The organism is Enterobacter sp. JBIWA008 (genome assembly GCF_019968765.1).
Classification (GTDB): domain Bacteria; phylum Pseudomonadota; class Gammaproteobacteria; order Enterobacterales; family Enterobacteriaceae; genus Enterobacter.
The window spans coordinates 66,681-91,991 of record NZ_CP074149.1 but is presented as its reverse complement, the minus strand read 5'-3'; the positions used below and the strand labels follow the sequence as shown (position 1 = coordinate 91,991).

Here is a 25,311-nt window from a genome sequence, read left to right as displayed (position 1 = left end):
CGCCACTTTAACAGTATCACTTCCCTTCAGATGACATTTCCTTCCTGGCTATCATTCATCCTCCTGAACAATGCTCTTGTATTAACTGTTGTTTAACTATAAAGACACCCCCTTCTTTAATATATTATTACCAATCCAACACACCAGACCTGACAGTAATACCAGAGAAGACTGCGCCAGGCCATGGCTATACGCGATAAAAGCCATGCATGTTCACTCTGGAATTATCTTTGCCAACAATCAGAAAAAGACACCTCACCACCTAAAACAACCTCAATAAGAATAACGCCCATACCTCCACATCCCACAAAGCCATATCCCTGATTCTGAGCAACGAGAAAAAATATGCCAGAGTAACCATATCTGATGCCAGAAATGCATCCTGAAGCGAACCAGGTACCATGACGGCGATGAAAAAAAGAGTGTACAGGAGGACAGTCGGATGAGTAAGATGCCCTCGTAAAAAAGGGATTTTTGAAGAAAAAAACCAGAAAAAAAAAGATTATAAAGAGATTTGATAGCAAAAAACAACCACTATCACACCACAGCATTACCCATTAAAAACCAAAAGAAAACCACAAACCAACCTTAATCTGACTACAAGATGTGTTTTTTAGTGACTGTAAAACCATTGACATGGTACTGTATAGCAACTAAATAAACCACTAAAATCACTACATCGTAGTTTAAATATCAAGAGGTAATCATGGCGGTTAATTTCTACAATGGAAGTCAGGGAATTATAAAGAGCCGGGATGTGCGGGTTTGTGGGTTTTATGCTGACTGGCTGATGACGAATAACAGAATCGACACCAGAAACGTCCCCAGGCAGGATGCAGACAGTTGCAGGAAAGTATTGAATGAACTTATTAACCAGTACATTCCTGATAAAGAGCAGCAGATACGGTTGCTCCAGGAAATGGAAATGAGCAGGGAAGAAAACATTTTACCCCTGGAGAGTTTTGACTGGCTGAGGCAGGATGAGCGGGCTACGTTCTGGCTGTGGGGTTATCTCTGTAAGGTTAGTGATGAAGAACTTGGGATACCCCGGAATGGAAACAAATTATACAGTCCAAACTGGTATACCCATTTTAGATTATCCATGACTCCGGCCAGTCACAGAGAGCGACTGGATATCATTGGTCATTTGTTTGATCGTATTATCGTTGCATCCCCCCCTGTGACATATTTTAAAAAAATGCTCATGGAGAGACTTAAAGACAAGTGGAAAATGATTTACAGCAAACCGCTACCGCTAAAATGGTTGCCGGATGAAGAGGAGGCTGTATTGTGGGCATGGAACAATCTGAGTAAAACTCAACAAATCAGCACTCTTGAGGAACTCAGTCTGAATATAAATTCCGGTGGATTAACAACATGGTTTACTCCTCTCAGTCATACCGAGCGTAATCTTGCCCTGCGTGCAGCTCTGGATTTATGGGTCGACGCTCCGGATTCAAAACGTTTGTTTCTTCTGAACCTCAATAAAGCCTGGAACCAGCAAAAATTACGTCAGTCCCGTACCGATAAAAAAGCACTCAATACGTACCTTAAGAACGAAACTAAAACGCGACTCGACTTTATGGCTGAGCGTAGCGGGGTCCGTATCAGCGATATGCTGGAAATGCTAATTAATGAACATTACCGGAAAACCTGTGGCGGGGAGTGACAATTCTGCGCGGAAAACAGGGTGAATGGAGACAGTAATAATACAGACCAGAAATTACATTCAAAAAAATTTCAGACCTATATTACCAGTGTGAGAATGGCAGCAGAAATGCTGCCGTTTTGTTATTTAACTCACGGAGGTTAATGTGTCCGATAAAACCGAACAGGGTCTTGATGTCCTGAAGCAACAGCTTTCTCTCCTGCCCGAAACACTCTCCCGCACAATACTGAACCGCATCCGCCAGCACATTCATTACGAGCCGGTCATCGGCATCATGGGTAAAACAGGAAGTGGAAAAAGTTCGCTCTGTAATGCGCTCTTTCAGCAACCCCTCAGTCCGGTCAGCGATGTGCAGGGCTGTACCCGTGAACCGCTTCGCTTCACGCTCGATATTGGCGGGCGCAGCATGACGCTGGTCGATTTGCCCGGTGCAGGCGAATCTCTGGACTATGACCGTGAATACCGGCAGCTGTATAAGGAGCAGTTACCGACGCTGGATCTTATCCTCTGGGTGATGAAAGCGGATGACCGGGCCTGTGCCACGGATGAAGCGTTCCACCAGTTTCTGCTCAAATGCGGTGTCTCACCGGGCAGCATTGTCTTCGTCATTAACCAGGCCGACAAGGCGGAACCCTCGCTGGATTGGGACAGGGAAGCATGCCAGCCCTCCACCGGCCAGTTGCTGACGCTGACTGCCCGAAGCGCAGCCATCTCACGGCAGTTTTCCTGTCCTTATCCGGTGCATGCGGTGTCGGCGAAAACCGGCTACAACCTGGCCCGTCTGGTTGAAACCATGATATTCGCTCTGCCGCCGGAGGCCAGTAGTGGCGTGTTTCGTCAGGTCAGGGAAGAACACCGAACCACTGAAGCTGAAAGTACCGCCCGACAGGATTTTGGCGATCTGCTGGGTGAGCTGTTCAGCCGGATAGTTGACACCATTCCGCTGCCAAAGCCGGTCCGGGAAGCACTGGGGACGATCCGTGACGGCATTGTCAATGCCGCTTCTGCGCTGTGGCACTTACTTTTTTGAGGAGTGGAAAATGATACTCAGGAAGCTGACATGGCCCCTGTTACGCATGCTGCTGCGCTATATCCGAAGAGAGATAGTTAACAGGACTCTGGATTACTGCCGGCGCGCAGGCTGGCCGGAGAAAGAGATCCACAGCGTCCGCCGGGCTCTCATCGTTCTGTTTCGCATCTTACTGTGCTTACTGAGTGAGCGATTTAGACAACGCCATACTACAGCCACCTTCCGCCCTGGCAACGCATCCTGCTGGCCTGCCTGATGACAGGGTATGACCACGTACCGCTTACCAGCTGAACAATGTGAAATTATCAGCGTAAATTCAGACGGTTACCATGGAAAAAATATTTCATCTTTTCTGCCGCGCGCGCTCATCGCTGGTCATAACCTGTCCACCCCATCCTGCATAATAACCGCATGAGTTATCTCAGTATTTTTCATTCACGGAGGGTATATGCGCGCCACGGACCCTGCGCACCGACACGACAGGCTGGCACTCAGGTTGTCAGTTATTATCAGCCGGCTTCTTGCCGGTGAATCCCTTTCACTGAAAGCGCTGTCCGGTGAATTTGGCGTATCTGAACGCACCCTGCGCCGGGATTTCTCTCAGCGTCTGCTGCATCTGGATCTCATCAGCGATAACGGCTGCTGGCGATTACGGACGACCCCGATGCGCGATCATACTCCTGGTGCGCTGGCGTTTGCCCGCAACACCGGAATAGCCCGTCTCATTCCCTCACAGAGCCGTCAGTTAATGCAGCTGCTGATGGATGAAAACGGTACATCGCCGTGTCTGATAGGTCATGTACATCAGCCTGCGGGGATCCTCCCGGACTGCTTTCAGCGGCTTGCTGAAGGGATTTACCACCACCGGCTGGTCAGCCTGCTGGTTAAGGGTATTCGTCACGACCACCTTGAACCCTACCGGCTGATTTTCTCGCATGCATGCTGGTATCTGGTGGCCAGCCAGTATGGTGCGATACGGGTTTTCAGGGTTGAGGAGGTAACGTCGGTCTCCCTGTCTGAACGCTCTTTCCACCGGCGCAGTGAGACCAGCGCACTCATTGTGGATGCGGATTTCATCAATGCCCTTCCGCATTTTCACTTTATCAGCAACGTCATTCACACCTTCAGGGAGCATTCTCCCGAACCTCAGACCAGACCAAAAGGAGTTAAGACATGAAACACGGTACAGCCCTGCTGCTCAGCGCAGGAATGATGCTGGCATCGCTGTCGGCCGTAAATGCCGCTACGCCCGACGCACTTATACAGGCACACCACCAACGCTGCGGGAAGCCCGTCTTCTATGCGCAGACCGTTAACCACAAAAAGGAAGTCGAGATTTGCATCATCACCCCGTCGGTATCGTACTCATTCGGCAGGACCGGTGCAGAACATAAGGAAATGGACATTACCGTACCGGCACACACCACCACGTACGCATACCAGAGCAATCAGGTAATCAGTCTGCAGGAATTCACCGTCCGGAACGGTGACACCTCATACCAGGTATCTGCCGGGAAAAATGATGAAGGCAGGCCGTTCGCGTCCCTGGACGTTTACAAGGGAACACCTGAGGCGGGTAAGCATCTGGCGGAAATCCGGCTCGACCCGGATACGGTGGTGAACAACATCAGCCATGCACTTGAACAGGAAGGCGTGGCGGAATCAGACAGCCTCTGAGCAGAGGCGTTTTAACGAATGGATATTCACACAATGATTAACAGGCAATTAAAAATGACGACCGCATCCAGGGGCGTATTACTGGCCTTCACGCTGCTGTCAGCGCTGGCCCTGAGCGGCTGTGGTGACAAGAACGAACGTGAGTTTATCCGGGGTTGTAAGTCCGGAGGCGGGACCACAGCAATCTGCGGCTGTATCTGGGATGAACTGAAAACGAAATATACCCATGGGGAACTGGAGAAAATGAACCAGCAGTACGGCTATGTCCCCCCGCGTTTTATGGACAACATGCTGAGCGCCGCTCAGCAGTGCAGACAATAAGGCTGAACAGAATGACGCTAGTGATTAAATATTTCGCGATTGCCTTCGGCATCGCGCTTGTGGTTGTCCTGTTTAACGTGTTCGGGAATACGGGTGAAATCCGCAGTTTCGGGCAGGGGATGGGGTATCTGTTCTGGATGACACTCGGCCCCGGTGCCGGTATGACCATCGGCGCGTTCCTGCGCCAGTGGCTGATGCCGGACAGCATCTATACCACCGGCGGAATGGGCGGCCTGTTAAAAGCCCGGCTGTTCTGGCTTGCGGGTCCTCAGTGTATCGGCTGGCTGGCCGGCCTGATGACGGTGGGTAAACAGCTGATGTAGTGCCTTACGCGAATAAATCCATCTTAATACCATACAAGAATGATAAGAATTTTAAATATCTTTCATAAAGGAAAGACCCTCATGTTTAAACATGTACTGACCGCCGCGCTGCTCATTATCAGCGCCTCTGCCCAGGCAGACACTGCGCCTCTGTCCGTCAATTCACAGGGAACGTATCTGATTAATAATCCGAATCTCCCCGTCTGGCAGCTCACCCTGACCAGCCTGGAAAACGACATCACCATTCAGTCACTCACGCTCAACCGGGGCAACTGCCTGATTTCCATCGCAGGCCGGGGGAAGAACATGAACAAACGTCTGGGCTACGGGCAGACATTCTCTTTCACCACACCAAGTAACAGTAATTTCACCCGGTGCCGCCCACTGGAGCTGACAGTCCAGACCAGCAAGGGACCGTACACTTTTAACTGGCAGTAAGGGCTACCGCTATTCTGCGCTCCGTATTTAGATTCATTCTCTGATAAGGAAATTATCCCATGACCGACATCAATACCGCATCATCGAACAAACCCGCTCCGGCCGGGGCAGAACAGACGAACCCGTCCTGACGACTGTCACAACACAGGTATTACACACCACCGACGCCCTGCTCATCCGAGCGGGGCGTTTTCTTTTGTCTCTCAGAAAGGAAATTTTCATGCGCTTAGCCAGCCGTTTTGGCGCTGCCAGCCTCGTGCGCCGCGACCGTCCGTTAACCCGCGATGAACTGGCGCACTATGTGCCCAGCGTCTTCAGCGAAGAAAAACATGAATCCCGCAGCGAGCGTTACACGTACATCCCGACCATCACCCTGCTGGATAACCTGCAGCGGGAAGGCTTCCGGCCGTTCTTTGCCTGCCAGACACGCGTGCGCGACCTGAATAAACGCGACCACACAAAGCACATGCTGCGCCTGCGGCGTGAAGGTCAGATTACCGGCAAACAGGTCCCTGAAATCATTCTCCTCAACAGTCATGATGGCTCCAGCACCTACCAGATGCTGCCGGGTCTGTTTCGCTTTGTCTGCCAGAACGGGCTTGTCTGTGGCGAAACCTTTGGGGAGGTGCGCGTGCCGCACAAGGGTAATGTGGTGGAAAAGGTCATTGAAGGCGCTTACGAGGTACTGGGGATATTTGACCGGGTGGAAGAGAAGCGAGATGCCATGCAGTCGCTGTTACTCCCGCCTCCGGCACAACAGGCTTTTGCCAGAGCCGCGCTGACGTATCGCTTTGGGGAAGAGCACCAGCCAGTGACGGAAGCACAGATACTGACGCCCCGCCGCTATGAAGACCGTCAGGACGACCTGTGGTCAGTTTTTAATCGTTGCCAGGAGAACCTGCTGAAAGGCGGTCTGCCAGGACGTACCGCCAAAGGCAAACGCAGCCATACCCGCGCGGTTAAAGGCATAGACGGTGACGTTAAGCTCAACCGGGCACTCTGGGTGATGGCGGAAGAGCTGCAGCAGGCGCTGAGCTGATGCCACCGCTGCCTGATAACACCCACCAGGCCACCCTTTATCCGACTACCCTGGAGAACACTCCCGGCAGCCGTTCCATCTCCGATGACGACCTGTGCGCCTGGTGCTCATACTTTCTTTATCGACCCGGTGAACTCAGCCTGTGCAGCTTAAGCATCACTGAGGGGAACTGGCCTTCACGCTGTGATGAGGATGGCTATGCGCAGTCCTGTCCGTCACTTCTTCCTGCAACACTTCTGAAAATATAAAGGAAATCACATGCGCAATACTCTTAACCTGAGCAGCACGGTGACTGACTCCCCCGCTTCACCACTCGCTGATGCAGACGGCATCGTATGTACGCCCGTACCCGATGAACAGCGTGTCACTTTCTGGCCACGGTACTTCGGCAGCATACCGCAGTGGATAACCCTTGAACCGATTGTCTTCGCGTGGATGGACCGCTTCTGCGCAGACTACAGCGGGGGTATCTGGAATTTTTACACACTGAGTAACGGCGGTGCGTTTATGGCCCCGGAAACAAATGGAGATACCGATGAGAAGTGGTCGCTATTTAACACAATGAACGGCAACGGCGGCGAACTCAGCGTCGAAGCCGCCGGGATAGCCGTTTGTCTGATGACATACAGCCACCACGCCATGCGCACCGAATGCGACGCCATGACGGAGCACTACTATCGCCTGCGGGACTACGCGCTTAACCACGCGGAATGCAACGCCATCATGCACATCATCGACTGAGATCAGTTGCTATGGAACAACAGTTACCGTTATTTGCTTGTGAATTAGCCCCCACTGACCAGCAGACCATCCGGACGGCACTGACCCTGCTGGAATGCCAGCTACGTGAGCCTGGTGCAGCATTTACATCCAGCAGCTCAGTACGCGACTGGCTACGCCTGCAGCTTGCCTCGCTTGACCGCGAAGCCTTCACCGTTCTGTGGCTCGACAATCAGCACCGTCTGATAGACCACGACACATTGTTCCTCGGGACGATTAACAGCATCACCGTCCATCCGCGTGAGGTCGTTAAATCCGGACTGAAAAATAATGCCGCCGCAGCGCTTCTGGCGCATAACCACCCGTCGGGAGAGGCTGAGCCCAGTCATGCCGACAGGCTGATTACCGAACGTCTGAAGCAGACACTTGAACTGATCGATATTCGCCTGCTTGACCACCTGGTGGTCGGCGGGATGGATATCGTTTCGTTTGCAGAGAGAGGATGGTTGTAAGGAGAAAATATCAATGAAAATTATCAGTAAACGTCAGGCAATGACGATATACCGTCAGCATCCGCAGTCCCGGCTGTTTCGCTTCTGTACCGGGAAATATCAGTGGTCCGGCAATATCTGCCACTATGCCGGTCGGGAGGTACAGGACATCAACGGTGTGCTGGCCGTATTTGCTGAACGTCGCCAGGGCCGCAATGGTCCGTATGTCGTATTGCGCAGCGTTACCCTGAATTAACACATAGTTAAGGATTACTTAAATGCAGAACACAACAAATGTAGCAAACCATGATATTGCCGAACCCTGGTGGGGACTAAAACCCACCGTCACGCCGTGTTTTGGTGCGCGGCTGGTACAGGAGGGCAACCGGCTGCACTATCTCGCCGACCGCGCCAGTATTATCGGACAGTTCAGCGACGCGGATTTACGCCATCTCGATCAGGCGTTTCCGGTGCTACTCAAACAGCTGGAATTAATGCTGGTTTCCGGTGAACTCAATCCCCGCCATCAGCACTGCGTCACGCTGTATGGGAAAGGGCTGACCTGCGATGCCGATACACTGGGCAGTTGTGGTTACCTTTATATCGCAATTTATCCGACGTCAGCCAACAGCATCCCCCGCTAACTCCACTTTCAAATCCATCCCCTTTTCAACCCGACTTTATTCAGGAGTATTTCATTATGCAAACCTTATCCGCCATTTCGGTGCGGAAGGCGTCGTCACGCCCGACGCCCGTTAAAATCTGGCAGCAACTTCTTACGTATCTGCTGGAAAGGCATTACGGCCTTTCGCTTAACGACACGCAGTTTGGCAACGACTGTGTCATACAGCAGCATATTGACGCCGGAATTTCACTGGCAGATGCACTCAATTTTCTCGTTGAAAAATCTGAACTGGTACGAATTGATCGCCCCGGTTTCTCCATTCAGCATCAGTCCCCTTTTATCGGAGTGATTGATATTCTCCGGGCCAGAAAGGCCACCGGTCTGATGCAACGTACTGGCTATAAAGCGGTGACTTGCGCCATCAGTGGACAGTCTTCCAGGGAGCAGCAATGAAGTTATCCCTGACGGTAGAAGCCGATGCTATCAACGTACTGGCCCTCAACATGGGCAGGATCGCCGTTGATATCGACGGTATTGAACTGGCCAATCTAATAGATGTGGTCTGTGATAACGGTTACTCGCTTCGTATTGCTGATACCCCCGGAAAGCTGGTCATGGAAGATCCGCTTCCGCCCATAGCCCGCGTTAACGGGATCCAGTGCAGTACCGCACATATAACCGAAGCCGATAACACTCTGCTGTTTACCCTTTCACACCAGAACGAAGACTTTGGCGACAGCGAGTGGATTCATTTTTCGGGCTCAGGCTATCTGCTCCGTCTGAGCGCGTGGTCATTTCCGGTGTTGCGGCTAAAACGCCTCGGTTTGTCGAAAGCCTGTCGTCGCCTGGTGGTAACGCTTATGCGTCGTTACTCCGTCGGCATTGTTCATCTTGATGCCTGTAGCGAAGTGCTGCCAGGCTTTACCACATTTGACTGGTAACCCGACATCAATCACAACAAGGAGTTCTAATGCCAGAATTAACCACTGAGGTCGCTCTCAACATTCTGACTGGCTGGCTGCAGGACAATATCGATTGCGGTACGGGGATCATATTCAACAACGACGAAGACAACACCGACTCAGCAAAGTTGTTGCCCTGGATTGAGCAGGCACGAAATGATGTTCGTGACCTCTGACACCTCCACTTCTGCAACAGGCCAGTACAGATTAGCCTCCGAACCGAACTCATCAAGCACATACAAGCGCCAGCCCTCACCGGCTGGCGTTTTGCTTATATAAAGGAAATTACTGATGTCAGAACTAACTCTCACCTAACCCGAAGTGTTAACCGGCCACACAGATATGATTTGCTCCACCAGTATTGAGCGCATCGTAACCGGACGTAATGCCGCGCTGGCACAGACTGAAGCGCTCATTCAGCAGCTCGGCGATATTTCAACGCTGACCCGCAGTATCGGCGGGATAACCGCTCAGGACTGGGCCATGAAGCAGGACTTCCGCTGCGGCTGCTGGTTAATGGAAAAAAGAGAAACGGCAATGAAGGCCATTACGCGCAATCTCGATCGCAGCATATGGCGCGATTTAATGAAAAAGTCCGGGATGCTTTCACTCATGGATGCCGAGGCCCGTAACCAGTGGTACAACAGCCTGGAAAAGGATGATATTCCGGCTATCAGCGAAGAGAATATTCTCAACACATTCGAGCAGCTACATCAGAGTAAAGCGGAGGTGTTCGAGCATGGGATCATTAATGTGTTTAAAGGGCTGAGCTGGGGCTGGCAGCGCGATCGATTAGCTGACCTTGAGCGGATGCTGATGATCCTTGACGGGAAGCCTGTTCCTGACAACCGCGCTGATGTAACCCGTCGTCTGAGCGATCATATTCATGAGAGCAGGCACAGCAATCATTATGAGGATGAAATGTTTGCAATCAAATATTTTCAGAAGGGTACTGCGCATATCACCCTTAAGCGAACAGAACTGCTCGATAAGCTGAATGACATCATTACCCGGCATTATCCCTGAGGAATCCCCAGAAAAAGAGACAGGCATAGCATGATGTGATCTACTGAATTACGCCAATAATTTAGTGAGTTCACCGCTATGCCTGTTCACAGAGTATGTCAGAATTTTTTCCGCGATGCTTTAGCGTCGACCCATCAGTATCGTCAGAGCGCTTTACTCGATGCAACGACTGCCCTGATAAAAGGTGCGTCCCTGACGCTGACCAGTATCGGCCGGCATCTCCCCGGCCCGGCTCAGGTTAAAAACAAAATCAAACGTGTTGACCGTTTACTCGGTAACTCCTCCCTTCACAGGGATATTCCATTGATTTTCCAGAATCTTATTTTCATGCTAACCCGACAGCTTTCACTTTGCGTCATTGCTGTCGACTGGAGCGGATACCCGTCTCAGGAGTATCACGTTTTACGGGCAAGCCTGATTTGCGACGGGCGTTCCCTTCCACTTTTAAGCCACATCGTACCTTCTGCGGAACAGCAAAAAGCCTTGCATCATTGCGCGTTTCTCGATGCGCTTGCCCGGGCGGTAAACCCGGCGGCCAGAGTCATCATCGTCACTGACGCCGGATTTCATAATGCCTGGTTCAGGCACATAAAATCACTGGGATGGGATTTTGTCGGGAGGGTCAGGGGACGTACATTGCTTAATTTTCATGAAGAGCCGGATAAATGGCACATGCCCGATACGCTGAAGGCCAGTAATAAACCCGTGTATCTGGGGCCTGGCACACTCTCCCGGGCAAATTATGCCCGCTGCGATGGTCATTTCTATCTGCATAAAAGAGCGGCGAAAGGAAGAAAAAACCAGCGGTCCCGTTGCCGGATTAAGCGCTATAAACAGGAGCGGGATGGCCGTGCTGCAGCCCGGGCTCCCTGGCTGATTTTCACCAGCACAGACGAATTTAAGCCACGTGAAATGATGAAAATATACAGTCGGAGAATGCAGATAGAACAGAACTTCCGGGATGAAAAAAGCGAACGATTTGGCTTTGGTTTACGGGCGACCCGCAGCAGGACGGCTGAGCGGATTCTGGCGCTGAGTCTGCTGGCGACACTGAGTTCAGTAGTACTATGGTTAATGGGTTATCACTTTGAAAACAAAGGATTGCATGTGAGGTATCAGGCTAACAGCGTGAAATCGAGGCGGGTCATTTCCTTGCTGACACTTGCGGAGAATGTCCTGCGACACTCTCCGCGAATAGTCCGGCGAGTAACCCTGGAGAAGATCCTCACGCATCTGACTAAAAATTACCGAAGTATGGTTCTGGTATTTTAGCGATGATTTTGTGGGGATCCCTCAGGGCATTATCCGGGAGCACTGGCGGCAAGATAAACTCTACAATGTACGGGTTTCAAGCATCATTGTAGCGTAGTCTATTACACAACCTGTTAGTCGAACTTAAAAGTTCAGCAGGAACAATACCATCAGATGCTGTCAAACAGGATATGCGATACTTCAGTTTTTCGGGTTACCTAAACAACCGTATCACTAAAAAGAAACCGCAGGCGATTCAGGATATGGTTAATTTTCTACAGTAGAAAAAGAGACTAAAAAGCAGCTCAGTGCACCAACGATTCCTACAAGGAAAAGCACCAGGGGGTACTTATGGGGGTTACTAACTTATCACCATAAGCACATTCACACTAAAATCAATAAGTTAAAAACCAAATGCGACTCCTGTGATCTTCCGCCAAAATCCTTCCATAGCAGTCCATACCCGCCCATTTATAATTATAAAAACAACAAGTTAACATAATTATCGTCCATATGTGACCATAGTCGGTTTCTTAAATCCACTCAAAAAATGTTTAGTAATCTGTATAGGATTTCGTGGTTAACACAGGGCTATACATATGGCGCTCACAAATCTTGAGATAAAGCGGGTTCAGCCAAAAGAAAAGAGAAAAGAAGAAAGAGAGGGGATATGACGAACCGGACACATAACCGCGCCCGGTTCGCATGTTTAAACGCTTAATACACGAGGCACACCTCATCCATCGCCTGTGTCATAGGATTGTTATTCACGTATCCATTGCGCCAGTTTACGTAGATTCGCGTACCCTTGCTGCCCGTTTCACTGGCCCACATGGATTCCGCGGTGCTGGACGTTGACCACTGGTTGCCCATCATAATTTTAGGGTTGCCCCACTCGCCGTAGAATGTTCCCATTCCACGAGCACCATACTGTCCTTCCATGCCGCTTGAGAAGAAGGAATAGCTCGGCGTTGTCGCCCCATTGCTTGCACAGTCAGTATCGGCAACATTCGGGTCAATAGTTGACCTTCCAATGTTCAGTACCCAGTGATTTAAGGTGAAGGTGTAAGTCAGCGCAGGCCCCGTACCCGATACCGGCGTGGCGGTAATGGTGGCCGTTTTGGTGGAGGCTTTACTGACAAAGACCGCTTCACCCGGGTTGCGGAATGCCAGCCAGCTGGCATCGCTCGTCCAGGTATATTTGCTATTACTCGCCGTTGAATCGTTGATCTTCATGGTAAAGCTGGCATTCTGCATGCCGATGGTTGGGAATTTATCGCTAACGGTGAAGTCATGTCCATTGGCCGTCATGCCCGTAATATGGTCGGATTTAAACGCCACGGAGCTGGTTTTGCCGGTATCCGCGCTCCAGGTTTGAGATTTGGCGGTTATCGTGACGCTCTCTTCTTTGCTGTCAGTCAGGGTGACGGTTGCCTGCCCGCTGGCATTGGTCGACGGCTGTGCATCGCTCAACTGCGCGTTCGCAGACGTCGTAGAAAACGCAATTTTTTGTCCCGAAACCGGGTTCCCGCTATTGTCTTTCAACGTTGCGGTGAAGGTAATTGGCGATTTTCCATCAGCCTGCTGCTGCACCATATCCGGCGTAAGCTCAGTGACCTGATACGACACAAAATGGGTATCGATGTTGGTACTCACCTGATTTGTCAGCGTGGCCGTTACCGTGACGCTTTCTCCCTTAACGTCCGTCACTGTAATCTGCGAATGCCCTTGCAGATCGGTTTTGCTGGAGGCGGGAAGCTGCGCGGTCACGCGGTTGCTCTGCCAGGTGATGTTCTGCACAGGAAGCGGATTCCCCTGCCCGTCCGTCACCACGGCGTCAATGGTGTTGGTCGTGGCGCCATCGGCAAGGCTGTTATCGTTACCCACACTTAACGCGATTTTCGCCGAGGATGGATCGCTAATAAACAGGCTCTTCGTTTGTTTGGTGTTCGCATTATCCAGTGTTGCCGTGACGTCCACCTCTTGTGCAACGGTATCCGTAAACGTAATGGACGACTGGCCTTTTGCGTTGGTACTGGAATCCGTTTGGCCCGGCTGCGTGCTGCCGCCGAGATGCCAGGCAATATGCGCATTAGGTACCGGATTGTTGTTTGCATCTACTACCACTACGTACGCCGTATTGGTGTCGATGCCGTTGGCCAGCGCATTTTTGGTCGCATCCAGCGAATCAATAATCGCCGTACTGCTGTCGGCAATAAACTCGCTTTCCTTCGTCTGGCTGGCTGCGTTTTTGGCCAATGTGGCCTTCACATTGACCTTTTCCGCTTTGGTATCGCTGAACGTGACGGAGAGTTTCCCCTGCGCGTCGGTTTGCCCTGTCAGACTCGCGAGCTTAGCCGCCCCATCCACCTGCCAGTTAACGGTTTCGTTCGCCGCAAGGTTATGGGTCGCATCGGTAACAGTGATGCTGGCAGTATTGGTTGCAGAACCGTTCGCCACCGCCCCGGTTGTCACATCTAAGGTGGCAATCTGCAGGCTGTTTTCATCGGTATTGAAGCTTGACGGGGCACTGAGCTTGCTGCCGTTCGCGAGGCTCGCAGACAGCGTAAAGGTTTGTGCCGCCGTGCTAGTGTAGGTAATGGTCGCCTTCCCGTTTTGATCGGTCTTGCCCGCTTGCGCAAAGTGTACGTCAGGTTTATCCGACTTCCAGCTTACCGCCTGCCCCTGCAGTGGATTATTGTTGCCGTCCATCACATACACCTCGGCGCTGTTTTGCGAATACCCGTCTGCCGGGCTGCCGTCGTTCGTTACCGTCAGACGCTGCAGCGCGGCGGAAGATTCATCGGCAATAAATTCAGCTTTCAGCGTTTTGGTGTTGCCATTTTTCAACGCAGCGGTGAGCTGAACCTTTTCCGCGACCGTATCGGTAAATTGCAGATATACCTGGCCCTGAGCGTCGGTGCGCATTGACGATGTCGCACGTTGTACGCCCGATGAAAATGCCACCGTCGTGCTCGTTGCCGACAGCGTTACCGGCGTATCAACAACCGGGTTGCCAGTAGGATCTTCGACCGTAATCAGCGCTTTATTCGCCATGGTTCCGTTGGCCGGGCTTCGGTCTTGTGTAAGATCGAACTGGGTTATGGCTGCCTGAAGATCGTTTGCCACGAACATCACGCTGCCCTGCTGCGATAGCCCGCCCGATTTAGCGGTTAAGCTGTATTCACCCGCGGTGGTTGAAACAATTTGCGCATGTGCAACACCATCGGCATTGGTCCTTGTTTCTGCGTTGCGCAATGTTGCACCGGCAGAAACTGCCCACTCAATGGTCGCATTACCGATAGCGTTATGCTGGCTGTCTTCCACTTTTACCGAGGCGCTATCCGTCGCCACTCCGTCCGCAACGCTGTTATTGCTATCCACCTTCAGCAACAGCGTGGCTGGCACAACCTTGTCAAAAGACGATTGCGCCTGGGCGGAAACACTGCCGCTCGTTGCAGTAACATTGACGATTTCGCTCGATACATCGGTAAGCGTGACGAATGCAAAGCCATTCTCATCGGTTATTGAAGAGGTTGAATCCAGCACCGCTTGTCCATTCGCGGCCCATTGCACTCCCGTATTTTCCATCACCTGGTTTTTGGTATTAAACACCTGAACCTGAAGCCGGTTCTGCGTTTTGCCATCAGCGGGGCTATGATCGTCCATCGTTTGCAAAACCAGCTTGCCCACGCCTTCAGCCTCTTTCTTACGATACTGCATCACAATTTGGTTATTACGCTCCACCAAGTCGGTACGGCTTCCGGCAAGGCTACGCTCCAGCGCGATATTGTCGGAGGAGAGCTGATAACGCCAGTCATGCGCAAAGTCATAGTGGAAATCGACCTGGAATTGCACATCGTCCAGGTTATCCTGGCCACGGCGATAGTTGGTGCCCAGAGTGATGAGCGGAACCGGCGTGTAATTAACACCCAGCGTCACCGCCGAAGGGTTGCTCTGCAAATGGTCGGTATCGAATAGCGCGACGTTATCCCCATAGTACTGCTCGTAGACCACCTTCATGCCCAGTTGGGGCTGCGCGGGAAGATACCCTTCGGCACGGAGATCAAAACCGTCAGCGGCTTTTTCTTCATAATCGTCAAAATCCTTCGAGTTATGCCATTTGCTGGTGGCCAGATAGGTATTCGCCGACAATTTAAGATAATTGGTCCAGGCTTCACCACCAAATCCAATGCGCCTGTTTTGCCCCGTAAAATCATTATCAAAAAATACGTTGGCGCCAAACATCCAGTTGCGCAAATTAAATGAGCGAATACCGAGCCCCATATTTCCTGTAACGCGTGAATCCGGATCACGCAAGCCAAGTTGCGCAAACAGCAGCGACTCTTTATTGTCATAAAGCGGCGAAAGGAGATCGACTGAACTTTTATCCCAATTCCCATTTTGGTCCACGCTCAATTGCACTCGTGCAGTCCCAAAATGGCTTAACCACTCTTCAATGGTATTCGCCGTTTGCGATGTAACGCGTGTTGTAATCTCTGATTCCGCCTGTTGCGCAATATTTTGTTCGCTATTTTTAGATAGCATCGTAGCGGCAGTTGTTAGGGTACCCGAATCAGGTAAGGCTGCTGCAACCGGTTCACTGGCAAAAGCGGAACGAGTGATTAAAGACGGCATAATCAATTGTGATATTATTAATAGCCAAACGATAATACTATGTGTTATGGGCCCAGTATTAAGGGTGCCTTTCGCTATTTTATTTAGTTTCATATTCATTGAGATACAACATCAAAATGCAAATGGATTTAAAATACGGGCATATTCCCTTCGTCGAAACACGCACATACTTATGAATTGATTTTTAAAGCTGCACTTTATTACCACATAGAAAAGGTGCAAACAAACACATCATTCAAAACATACATTTATGTACTTTTATTATGTCAAAACATAAACACATGTAACTAATTTTGAGCTGACAAATGCGCAAATGTGGCGTGACCGCGGGCAAAAGATGAACAGCCTCAAAAAGTTCATGTGCTAAATTAAAAAGAAATCCACTCGCATTTTGTAGAACAAATAAATCCCGGAAAAATTTATTAGATAATAATCACGAGAAACATCTATCCTCTAATGCGTCAATATAAGGAGTAAAACATGCATTTTTTATTAACAAAGAAGCTTAAATATTTCATGACCGTTATGGAAAAGAAATGTTTGACCACAGCAAGTGAAGCTCTATTTATTACACGTTCACCATTAGGAAAAACCATTAATGAGCTCGAAACATTACTCGGTGAAAAGCTCTTTCTTCGCGAGCATGGGATGTATGAACCAACTCTTTTTGCCCAGGAAGTGTATGAGCAGGCACTTCCTCTTTATCATAAACTGTTAAATCTTGAAGAATACTTATTGCATTCTTGTCAAAGCCGCCGAATCAACATCATACTGGACACTGCGTTTCCAGATAACCTTGCTGATATCATCTGCAGCAGTCTGAACAAAACCGACTTTCTTTTTCACCTAAGCCGTAAGCCTCTTATTCAGGATGATATTGACAATATCGAACCCGGCCCGGATACCCTGTTCATCACGCATAAAGATCTAGCCGCAGAGCCCGAGATACAAGAGCAACACGCCTTCACCAGCTCGGTACTGTTAGTAATGAATGATGCGGTAAAATCCGTGCCGGAAGATTTACTGAACGTTCCGTTAATTTTTCGCAGTAACATGGTTGGCGCAAATATTGGACGCATTACCTCGGAGCTACAAAAAAACCTCGGTTTTTCTCCAAAAATCCGTTACATTAATGGAAGCATATTTGACTTTTTGCTAATGACGGGAAATGGTTCAGGAATGATGTTATTACCATTGAAAACTTGTGAACTGATTAATATAAATCGAGAAAACACAATATTACTGAATAATTTGAAGGTTAAGATGAATTACTATTACCGTAAGAAGACAAAAAATAAGAAAGAAATTAATGCGATCATCAATCATATTGCTGCCCTGTTTTGATTAACCTATATTGAGCGCTCAATTTCGTTAAAAACCTTGCGGCAACGAGTTGATCCGCAGAAGCCTACCATTAACAATTTCAATATACCCGCCTTTGCGTAACTCTCGAATGATAGTCATGACACCACTTCTGGAATATCCCGTTCTTGATGTTATATAATTACAAACATTCTCTTTTTTCATCGCTTCAGCATCATTTTGTATTTTAATTAAATAGTATTTCACCACATCGTACAAACTGTTCATATTCATTACTTCAAAATTTTGAAACAGATGCAGGCTTGAATAGGATAATATGGAATACAGTTCGCGCCACAGGTTATGTGCCTCAATATGCTCATAAAATAAATGGCGTGGGCAAATCATGTAAGAAAAAAGGCTATTGGAAGATATGACGTAATTATTAGAAAATGCATTTGGAACCAGTTTTAGTATATAAGGCCCATTAACTCCACCCAGCATAACATGGTTTTCTTTATGACTGAGTTCGAGCCATCCCTCAAGGACAATAAAAATATCATCACCATGCAGAAGAGTATGACTTGACCGCAACGGATTATAAGAATGGATAGCCGAGGATACGTGTATAGAATTAATTAAGCTGCTAATTATAGCATTAATCTGCTGACTGGGTCTGTCCATCGGTGTTCCTTTTGTCTCATTCACATCCTTTGATATTAAAATACATATCCTTTGACATTACAATAAATTAATTACTGATTGAAAGAATGCGTTCAATTTCGCACAACACAAACACAATAACATTACAAAATGCAAGCAATTATTTCAAGTATAAAATAACTCACGCGCAAACTTTGCGCACGTTATCGATGTTTTTTGCCCAGAGATTCATCTGCGTCGCCTGTAATCTCTCCTCATCACGTTACGAATTTCACCTACGCTGAATTACGAGGACATATTATGTGGACGACAACATTGTACTCGCCCTTATTTCCACAAATGGAAAATGATGGTGTGATTAACCTGGCAGAGCTTGATTCTTCTGGCATCGTCATTGATATCGCGGAATATGAGAGCGCCAAGAAAGGCGATCTGATCGAATTATGGTTTGAGAGCTATGCCATTGGCTCAATTGGACTGGCTGACGATCCGGTCAGCCAGTACTTCCCATGGCAATGCGCCATTAGCCCTGACGTCGCCACTAGCATTAAAGATGGTGTTTATCAGGTGCAGTACAACGTCATCGATGCGGCGCAAAATAGCTCATGGTCTGAAGTGGGCAACGCCATTATCGACAGAACCTCTACCGGTACGTTACCGCCACCGCTTTTCCCGGAAGCTGGCAGCGATAACACTATTGACTATAACGAGGCGATGAGCGGCGGCGGCACAACGGTTTCTGTACCCAATTACGATGGCATTACCGCTGGCGATAACGTTACGGTTTATTGGGTTGGCCTCAAAAACGACATTGTCGTTCAGCACAGTATTACGAAAGTTAGCCACACCGTTCAGGCCGATGAGCTTGATGGTTTTGAGGTTCTCATTTCGACCACCTTCATCATTCCAGGCAATCTGAATAAAGCACTTGCCTGGTACGTGGTTGAGCATAGCGATAGCCGCAATGAGCGCTCTCAAAACGGCACCGTGAACATCGACACCTCAAGCGGCACCATGCTGCCTCCTCCTGTCTTTGTAGAAGGCAATGATGGCTGGATCGATGCCAATGAAGCCGTCAGCAATAACAATACACCCGTTGCAATTCCGGCTTATGCGGGCATCGCCGTTGGCGATACCGTCACCACGCACTGGCAGGGTTACAGCCAGGCTGGTTCCCCTGTTGCCGCCGCCAAATATGACGCGATAACCATCGTTGAAGAGATGGATCTTGCCCAAGGTTTTGAAGTGGACATTCCGACGGCCAACATCACTCCGGTCGGCATTGGCTACGGCATCTGTTATTACGACGTCATTTTTGCCAACGACAGCGCGGGCAGTTCACTCGCCGCACAGGTGGGTATTGATGTCGTACATGGTGAATTACCCGCACCGCAGCTGCCTGAAGCGCTGGACGATGGCGTTATCGATAACGACGACGCCATGAGCGGCGGCGGCACGCCAGTTGTGATTACCTACAAGCCGATGTCCGAGGGCGATAGCGTAACGCTGGATTGGTCAGGCTATCAGGGCGCAAGCATCACGCCAGTAAACGGCACCGTTTATACCACCACGCGCGCGGTAACAGCGGCGGAGGCGAGCGCTGGCAACATGACGTTCACCGTACCGTCAAAATACATCACCCCGATTGGCCAGGGCTATGCCGTTGCTAGCTACTCCGTACAGTTTATCGGTGGTGGGATCGCGTGGTCTGACGATGCAAAGGTAACGGTGAATACGCATGGTGGCGATATTACCGGCTCAAGCTACCTGGGCGGCTCTACGGGTTTTGCCCCATGGAACAATACGGTCATTCAGGAATGCTATGTGGAATATCTGGCAATGTCGAATGGTGTACCGCTGAGAAATACCGATGTCCTGCTGACAATTTTTGGCAATAACTATTTCACCAGCAACCAGTTGAACACGATCACGCTCACCACCGATATCCAGGGCTACGTGCGCACCAATATTTCTGGCGCAGATACCAGCACAAACACCATTACGGCGGAAATTGTCGGTGGCGATTATCCTGTCTCGACAGTGGGTTTTGAAACCGAACGCACAAATATTCAGGCCGTACCATACCTGACCAGCGGTCCTTATATTCCAGGCAGCGGCAACAGGATGTTTACTCTTTCTATCAGCCAGGACTCCGGCGTATACCGGCTATCAGCAAGCAATAATGCAGATATTCATATTAATGGCGTAAATAAAGGAGACCTTGTCGATGGCGTAATCGTTTACGCCGGGAAACCACTCGAATTTGAAGTGACGTCAAATAACTTAAACAACACTGCCGTTACCGTTTCGGATAATGGTGCCGACTCAAAACAATACTGTACATTCTATTTCTAACACTACGAGGTTAATATTATGGTTAATGCAAATGCCAAAATTCCTGCGCTGCAGGCACAGATGCAATGGGTTGCGGGTTCACCACAGACCAGTACGACGTCAGCGACACGCATGATGTACAATTTTAACAACGCAAATAATACACTGGATCTTAATACAGGTTTTTTACCAGGGATTATTGAATTAAGCACAGCCCAGCAAGAATCAACTATTTGCGATCCGCAAACAGGTGAATGGGTTCTTTTCTTCGATGGTAACAATATCTATGATGGCTTAGGAAATCTGGTAAACCCAGATAATAAGCTCGATACGATCACGAGCACCTCAATGACCAGCATCATTGCTCCGAGTCTTTCATCTTCTATTCCAACTTATAATGTGTTCTATGTTGATAAAACAACTAAACACCTGAATTATGGCATCGTTAATTTCCCTGCAGGGCTGAGCAATGACGCAAACTGGGTAGGGATACAATCTCTCAATATTGATAATGGCGTTGCGACTCCATTTGGTCTCGCATGCCGAAATCAAACAGAGTATTGGGTTCTGACCTTGGCTAATGTGAATACACTGGTTGCTTACAAGTGTGATGAAACAGGTGTAAACACCACTGCACCGCTACATATTATGCTTCAACCTTTTGCTTCTTTAACGGGTACAGTTGATTGCACTAAGAGCTCTATTGTTACCTTTGGTGATAATATTGCGATCACCGTAAATAATAACATTATGGTTGGGAAATTCAATTTTAATACAGGTTTCTCAATCCCTCAAATCAGTCAGTCGTTGGTCGCAATGTCAACCATTACTTTAGCACCCGATTTTAATGCCTCTGGAACACATCTTTATTATCTTAAAACCAGAGATAGTGCACGTAAAAACCACGTGTGGGTTTATGAGATTGGTGGCGGAGCATCTTATTCTGCTGACTCAACCTACGCGTATACAAATCAATATAAAACTCTGAAACTGGCGCCAAACGGTACCATTTACGGGATCAATTTATTTACCACAACACCGCATTCAGATCCTATTTTAAATATTACTGAGATCCCAGAAACTGGAACTATTTCGGTAACCGAAACCATTATCCAGAACCTTAATAGCTCTAATACCTTCGGTAACATCCAATATCAAATCAATAACTTTTAATGCCTAATACCTAATGCCTAATACCTAATGCCTTCTCATAGAGAGGGCATTATTTTAAAATACAAACGATGAGGGCTCTCTTTATGATTAGTTCAGCAATGCAAAACTACTGGTTTCCTGGCCATGCGAATCAACGTTCCATTTTTGACTTCACAAGCGGAGTTATGGATATACAGACACCTGGCTTTCCTTTAGTGCCAGAGGACTCAGATAATTTTGGTAATGTCATTACTCTGGAGAACGATGTTGGTTACTACATTCTCGGGAAGTATCTGATGGATGGTAATTTCTCAGTCGTTTCAGGTTCCGACGGTCTCTTTAACAAAATCCCTGCCAATATTGCATGTTGTACATTCGCCCCTGATAACGCTAATACTAGCTCCGCACATTTATATTTCATCGACAGCGATGGCCTACACTACGCCCACATATCGAGAAATATATTTAAAGAATCTTCAATTGATACCTTAGCGCTTGTTTCTCTAGCCTATAAACCAATCGAAAACTCTCCATTATGTATCCTGGGTGACAGTGTCGGCGGTGGAAACTGGTTAATCTATGTTTCTGTAGTGAATAATCTTAAACGACTTGTGACTATTTATTGCGAAGCTGATACAGTTCTCGATAGCGAGCAAACGCTTCTACCAATACAAGATAACCCCGTTAGCATCGATATTTACAAGAATAATGCCGCAATAGTCTTTGATTCCTATTGTTTACTATATGGTTCAATTACTGCATCTGATAAAAAAATGGCTATCTCAATCGACGGGATGATCACTAACCTCAGTAATGATTGTGTGCAGACGGCATTTTCTGCAACGGGAAAATACCTATTCTGGCTAACCAAAATATCCGAACAATGTTTTATCAATTATATGGACATTCTCAGCGGTACAGTTACCACCATACAAACAAGCGGAGTATACAAGGCATTGAAACGCGGCGCCGACAACGTCATTTACGGATTACATAACCTGACCTTAAACTCCTCAACTCTACTGACCATTACACCAAACGACCAGCTCGGTAATTTCAGCGTGTTAGAAATTTTTGCCACCGCCAATGGCGGATATTTCCCGGCAACAGGCTGGGATGTTTATTAATAATAAACACACGCCAGGCCGTTATTTCAATAACGGCTTTTTTATTATTTTCCCTCCTCCTTTTTTGCTTCATTCCATTCTCTAAGTTGCCCCCACTGCAGCCACTTTACTTAATAAAATATTCAGCGATACATGGGGTATCAAGACTCTTAACAAGGTAAATATTATGACTGATACAATTTCTGCATTAAGCGCAAAACCAACCACTATCGCTAACGATGGTTCTGAAGCCTCGATCGTTTCCGCAACCGTTCTGACTGATGACGCGCCCGCAGCTGCGGGTGTAACCGTCAACTGGACCTCAACTGGCGGTAAACTGAACGCTGCGACATCAACTACCGACGCAAACGGTATTGCGCAAATTAGCGTGACCGCAACGTCCGGTACCGTGGTTGTCACCGCACAAACCGGGTTGAGCTCACTCAATAAAAGCATCACCACCTATACCCCGCTGGCAGCCCCGATTGTTGTTAATGCCAGCAGCGATGATAATTATACGTTGGATCACTACGATATTAGTTTTGGCGTTCAGGCTGAGATCCCTTTTTATAACAACGTTGAATTAGGCCAGACGGTAGAATTCTTCTGGGGGGATATTGATAATATTTCCTTTATTATTACTGAAACCGAGCATCCGCCATTTGTGATTGACGTGACTAAAGCGCTGTCACCAGACTGCCTGAAGGATGGGGCCTACAACGTATATTATGTCGTCACCGACCCGGCGGGCAACTCGACCAAATCCTCAACACTCAATATTACCGTTGCGGACGGCGGCAGTACCGTCCCAACGCTGCCTGCGGCCGCTGTTGCTGAAGCTGATCCGTACATCAACATTAACGATGCCAGCGACGGCGTTGCAGTTGTCATCTCTTATCCTGGTATGGTGGCCGATGATCTGGTGACCTTCTACTGGAACGGCTTTGATCAGTCCGCACGTCAGATCCCCGGTACTGAATCGACCGGCGACTACAAGGTTCTGGATGGCGATACCACCGCTACCTTCACCATTCCGATGGAAATTTTCTATCCTAACGGCACAGGTTATCAAGGTTATGCCGAAGTCTATTACACCGTTGAATCAACTGGTTCCAGCCTGCTGGCGTTGTCTGACACCAAACAGTGCCTGGTAGATACCCTGGCACCGTAAGGGTACCGTCCCGGCTTCTCGCCGGGACATTTTCTTTTTCGCAACACATCCGCACTGCTGTTGTGAAATAGCCATCTGTCAGGAAAATATCATGACTACGTTAATCACAGTGGAATATATTATTAAAGCCGTTGTCCGATGTATAACGCATATTATTGATCACAATGATATTTCCGTATTGACTGGCGCGGCATGCGGAGCAGCCATTTTTGTCCTCAACTTGCCCCAGACCGATAAACTACATCGCATCTGCTTTTTTTTAATCTCTTTCTTCTTAGGCAGTAACTGCGCTGAAAGTACCGCCAGCCTGTTGAACCGGGGAGCGGAGAAATTTATTACGCCTGCACCAGAGATTAATAAGACCTTTACCGCAGCACTGACCGCGGCCATCGCAGTCCGTCTGATTACCAAACTCAGTGAGTTGTTATTAAAAAAGATTACCGATAAAAAATAAAAGAGATGCATATGAAAGCGATAACTATTTACGAGTCAATAGCTGTATTAATTATATTGTGCCGATTAGTCATGCTTCGTTCACGATATAATCATAAGCCGCTCAGCGTTCGTTTTACCTGGTGGTTAGCCATTGTGGTAAGTTGTATGATACTTATTCGCCTAACCGACGGACGCATAGTCGCGGATACCTTACAGCTGTCATTAATGGTGATTATCGCCCTTAGGCTGTGGGCCGATGAAATTATGAAAGATGAGTAACGGGGAGAAGAGGAATGGGGGATTTATCTGAACATTTTAGCCGTCATGAATTCGCCTGCCGCTGCGGGTGCGGTTTTGACGATATCTCATCTGATTTAATTGCGGTGCTGGAAACAGCCCGCGACTGGTTTGCTGCGCCAATTAACATTAACTGCGGATGCCGCTGTGCTGCGCACAATGCCAGGGTGGGCGGCGTTCCGAACAGCCAGCACCTGAAAGGGACTGCGGCGGATATCACCCTTTCCGGCGTGACGCCCGCCGCACTCTATAGCTGGTTTGACAGTCATTACCCGCAGATGCTCGGGCTGGGAAAATATCGAACCTTCGTTCACGTCGATGTTCGCCACCAGCGCACACGCTGGACGGGCTAATCAAGCTCTATAGGGGGATACCCGATTTGCGGCATCCCTGTTTCAATAACTGCGGCCACGTCAAGGTTCCCCGCCATGGTGTGAACAATAATATAAGAAGTCTGTCATAAACGGATAAACAAGAATAACTGATATCATTGTTTGTCATTAATTATTATTACCACAGCACTCTTGGTAAAAATAAATCTATCTAATGTATGCTTATAACATGTTTTAGGATTGATTCTTAAATGCATCGCATTTTTTACTCTGTTACCACAATCTGATACAAATGTTGCATAAGCTAAT

General features: G+C 48.6%; 27 protein-coding genes. 25 read left to right on the top strand and 2 right to left on the bottom strand.

Annotated features, from left to right (window positions below):
* The first annotated feature begins 706 nt into the window (after window positions 1-706).
* From KGP24_RS00470 to KGP24_RS00385, 18 genes are all read left to right on the top strand, one after another.
* Window positions 707-1,669, top strand: a complete 963-nt coding sequence (locus KGP24_RS00470) for a hypothetical protein (protein ID WP_223562004.1) — start codon at window positions 707-709, stop codon at window positions 1,667-1,669.
* Window positions 1,670-1,814: 145 nt separating this feature from the next.
* A complete protein-coding gene (locus tag KGP24_RS00465) occupies window positions 1,815-2,699 on the top strand; it encodes a GTPase (protein ID WP_223562003.1) in 885 nt (294 codons plus the stop codon).
* 448 nt (window positions 2,700-3,147) lie between these two features.
* Window positions 3,148-3,876, top strand: a complete 729-nt coding sequence (locus KGP24_RS00460) for a WYL domain-containing protein (protein WP_223562002.1) — start codon at window positions 3,148-3,150, stop codon at window positions 3,874-3,876.
* Window positions 3,873-4,376 (top strand): hypothetical protein, encoded by a 504-nt coding sequence (locus KGP24_RS00455; protein WP_223562001.1) that lies wholly within the window; start codon window positions 3,873-3,875, stop codon window positions 4,374-4,376. The genes KGP24_RS00460 and KGP24_RS00455 overlap by 4 nt, the downstream gene beginning before the upstream one ends.
* Window positions 4,377-4,430: 54 nt before the next feature.
* Entirely contained in the window at window positions 4,431-4,697 is a 267-nt protein-coding gene (locus KGP24_RS00450) for a hypothetical protein (protein WP_223562000.1), read from the top strand.
* Between the two features lie 11 nt (window positions 4,698-4,708).
* On the top strand, window positions 4,709-5,020 hold the full coding sequence (locus KGP24_RS00445; RefSeq protein ID WP_166770358.1) for a hypothetical protein: 312 nt from the start codon (window positions 4,709-4,711) through the stop codon (window positions 5,018-5,020).
* Window positions 5,021-5,101: 81 nt separating this feature from the next.
* The gene (locus KGP24_RS00440) at window positions 5,102-5,458 is read left to right on the top strand and encodes a hypothetical protein (protein ID WP_223561999.1); all 357 of its coding nucleotides are present in this window, start codon (window positions 5,102-5,104) and stop codon (window positions 5,456-5,458) included.
* 220 nt (window positions 5,459-5,678) lie between these two features.
* Complete coding sequence (locus KGP24_RS00435) at window positions 5,679-6,497, top strand: DUF932 domain-containing protein (RefSeq protein WP_223561998.1); 819 nt, start codon at window positions 5,679-5,681, stop codon at window positions 6,495-6,497.
* Window positions 6,497-6,745 carry a hypothetical protein gene (locus tag KGP24_RS00430; RefSeq protein ID WP_223561997.1) on the top strand — a complete coding sequence of 83 codons (249 nt, stop codon included), beginning with the start codon at window positions 6,497-6,499 and terminating at the stop codon, window positions 6,743-6,745. Before KGP24_RS00435 ends, KGP24_RS00430 begins: the two co-directional genes overlap by 1 nt.
* Before the next feature lie 10 nt (window positions 6,746-6,755).
* Window positions 6,756-7,238, top strand: coding sequence for an antirestriction protein (locus KGP24_RS00425; protein WP_223561996.1), 483 nt, complete (start codon window positions 6,756-6,758; stop codon window positions 7,236-7,238).
* A gap of 11 nt (window positions 7,239-7,249) precedes the next feature.
* Window positions 7,250-7,729 (top strand): DNA repair protein RadC, encoded by a 480-nt coding sequence (gene radC, locus KGP24_RS00420; RefSeq protein WP_223561995.1) that lies wholly within the window; start codon window positions 7,250-7,252, stop codon window positions 7,727-7,729.
* Between the two features lie 13 nt (window positions 7,730-7,742).
* Complete coding sequence (locus KGP24_RS00415; protein WP_223561994.1) at window positions 7,743-7,964, top strand: DUF987 domain-containing protein; 222 nt, start codon at window positions 7,743-7,745, stop codon at window positions 7,962-7,964.
* A 22-nt stretch (window positions 7,965-7,986) separates the two neighbouring features.
* Window positions 7,987-8,352: a type IV toxin-antitoxin system YeeU family antitoxin gene (locus KGP24_RS00410; protein WP_223561993.1), complete on the top strand. Its 366-nt coding sequence runs from the start codon at window positions 7,987-7,989 to the stop codon at window positions 8,350-8,352.
* Window positions 8,353-8,408: 56 nt separating this feature from the next.
* Window positions 8,409-8,786, top strand: coding sequence for a TA system toxin CbtA family protein (locus KGP24_RS00405; protein WP_223561992.1), 378 nt, complete (start codon window positions 8,409-8,411; stop codon window positions 8,784-8,786).
* On the top strand, window positions 8,783-9,274 hold the full coding sequence (locus tag KGP24_RS00400; RefSeq protein ID WP_223561991.1) for a DUF5983 family protein: 492 nt from the start codon (window positions 8,783-8,785) through the stop codon (window positions 9,272-9,274). Before KGP24_RS00405 ends, KGP24_RS00400 begins: the two co-directional genes overlap by 4 nt.
* A 29-nt stretch (window positions 9,275-9,303) precedes the next feature.
* Window positions 9,304-9,471, top strand: a complete 168-nt coding sequence (locus KGP24_RS00395) for a hypothetical protein (protein ID WP_223561990.1) — start codon at window positions 9,304-9,306, stop codon at window positions 9,469-9,471.
* A 166-nt stretch (window positions 9,472-9,637) separates the two neighbouring features.
* Window positions 9,638-10,321, top strand: a complete 684-nt coding sequence (locus tag KGP24_RS00390) for a DUF4942 domain-containing protein (RefSeq protein WP_223561989.1) — start codon at window positions 9,638-9,640, stop codon at window positions 10,319-10,321.
* Between the two features lie 78 nt (window positions 10,322-10,399).
* Window positions 10,400-11,593: an IS4 family transposase gene (locus KGP24_RS00385; protein WP_223561988.1), complete on the top strand. Its 1,194-nt coding sequence runs from the start codon at window positions 10,400-10,402 to the stop codon at window positions 11,591-11,593.
* 696 nt (window positions 11,594-12,289) lie between these two features.
* On the opposite strand, the gene KGP24_RS00380 is transcribed toward KGP24_RS00385, so the two are convergent.
* Entirely contained in the window at window positions 12,290-16,303 is a 4,014-nt protein-coding gene (locus KGP24_RS00380) for an Ig-like domain-containing protein (RefSeq protein ID WP_223563564.1), read from the bottom strand.
* Between the two features lie 387 nt (window positions 16,304-16,690).
* Between KGP24_RS00380 and KGP24_RS00375 the strand changes: the two genes are divergently transcribed.
* Window positions 16,691-17,554, top strand: a complete 864-nt coding sequence (locus KGP24_RS00375; RefSeq protein WP_223561987.1) for a LysR family transcriptional regulator — start codon at window positions 16,691-16,693, stop codon at window positions 17,552-17,554.
* A gap of 27 nt (window positions 17,555-17,581) precedes the next feature.
* Here KGP24_RS00375 and KGP24_RS00370 read toward each other — a convergent pair whose 3' ends face one another.
* A complete protein-coding gene (locus KGP24_RS00370; RefSeq protein WP_223561986.1) occupies window positions 17,582-18,196 on the bottom strand; it encodes a helix-turn-helix domain-containing protein in 615 nt (204 codons plus the stop codon).
* A gap of 333 nt (window positions 18,197-18,529) precedes the next feature.
* Here KGP24_RS00370 and KGP24_RS00365 point away from each other — a divergent pair, with 333 nt between their 5' ends.
* The 6 genes from KGP24_RS00365 to KGP24_RS00340 all read left to right on the top strand — a co-directional run bounded on the left by KGP24_RS00365 (window position 18,530) and on the right by KGP24_RS00340 (window position 25,023).
* Window positions 18,530-20,530, top strand: coding sequence for a hypothetical protein (locus KGP24_RS00365; protein WP_223561985.1), 2,001 nt, complete (start codon window positions 18,530-18,532; stop codon window positions 20,528-20,530).
* Window positions 20,531-20,548: 18 nt separating this feature from the next.
* Window positions 20,549-21,682, top strand: coding sequence for a hypothetical protein (locus KGP24_RS00360; RefSeq protein WP_223561984.1), 1,134 nt, complete (start codon window positions 20,549-20,551; stop codon window positions 21,680-21,682).
* A gap of 83 nt (window positions 21,683-21,765) precedes the next feature.
* The gene (locus KGP24_RS00355; RefSeq protein WP_223561983.1) at window positions 21,766-22,788 is read left to right on the top strand and encodes a hypothetical protein; all 1,023 of its coding nucleotides are present in this window, start codon (window positions 21,766-21,768) and stop codon (window positions 22,786-22,788) included.
* 166 nt (window positions 22,789-22,954) lie between these two features.
* A complete protein-coding gene (locus tag KGP24_RS00350; protein ID WP_223561982.1) occupies window positions 22,955-23,938 on the top strand; it encodes an Ig-like domain-containing protein in 984 nt (327 codons plus the stop codon).
* Between the two features lie 91 nt (window positions 23,939-24,029).
* The gene (locus tag KGP24_RS00345; protein ID WP_223561981.1) at window positions 24,030-24,392 is read left to right on the top strand and encodes a putative holin; all 363 of its coding nucleotides are present in this window, start codon (window positions 24,030-24,032) and stop codon (window positions 24,390-24,392) included.
* A gap of 274 nt (window positions 24,393-24,666) precedes the next feature.
* Window positions 24,667-25,023 carry a D-Ala-D-Ala carboxypeptidase family metallohydrolase gene (locus KGP24_RS00340; protein ID WP_223561980.1) on the top strand — a complete coding sequence of 119 codons (357 nt, stop codon included), beginning with the start codon at window positions 24,667-24,669 and terminating at the stop codon, window positions 25,021-25,023.
* Window positions 25,024-25,311 lie beyond the last annotated feature (288 nt).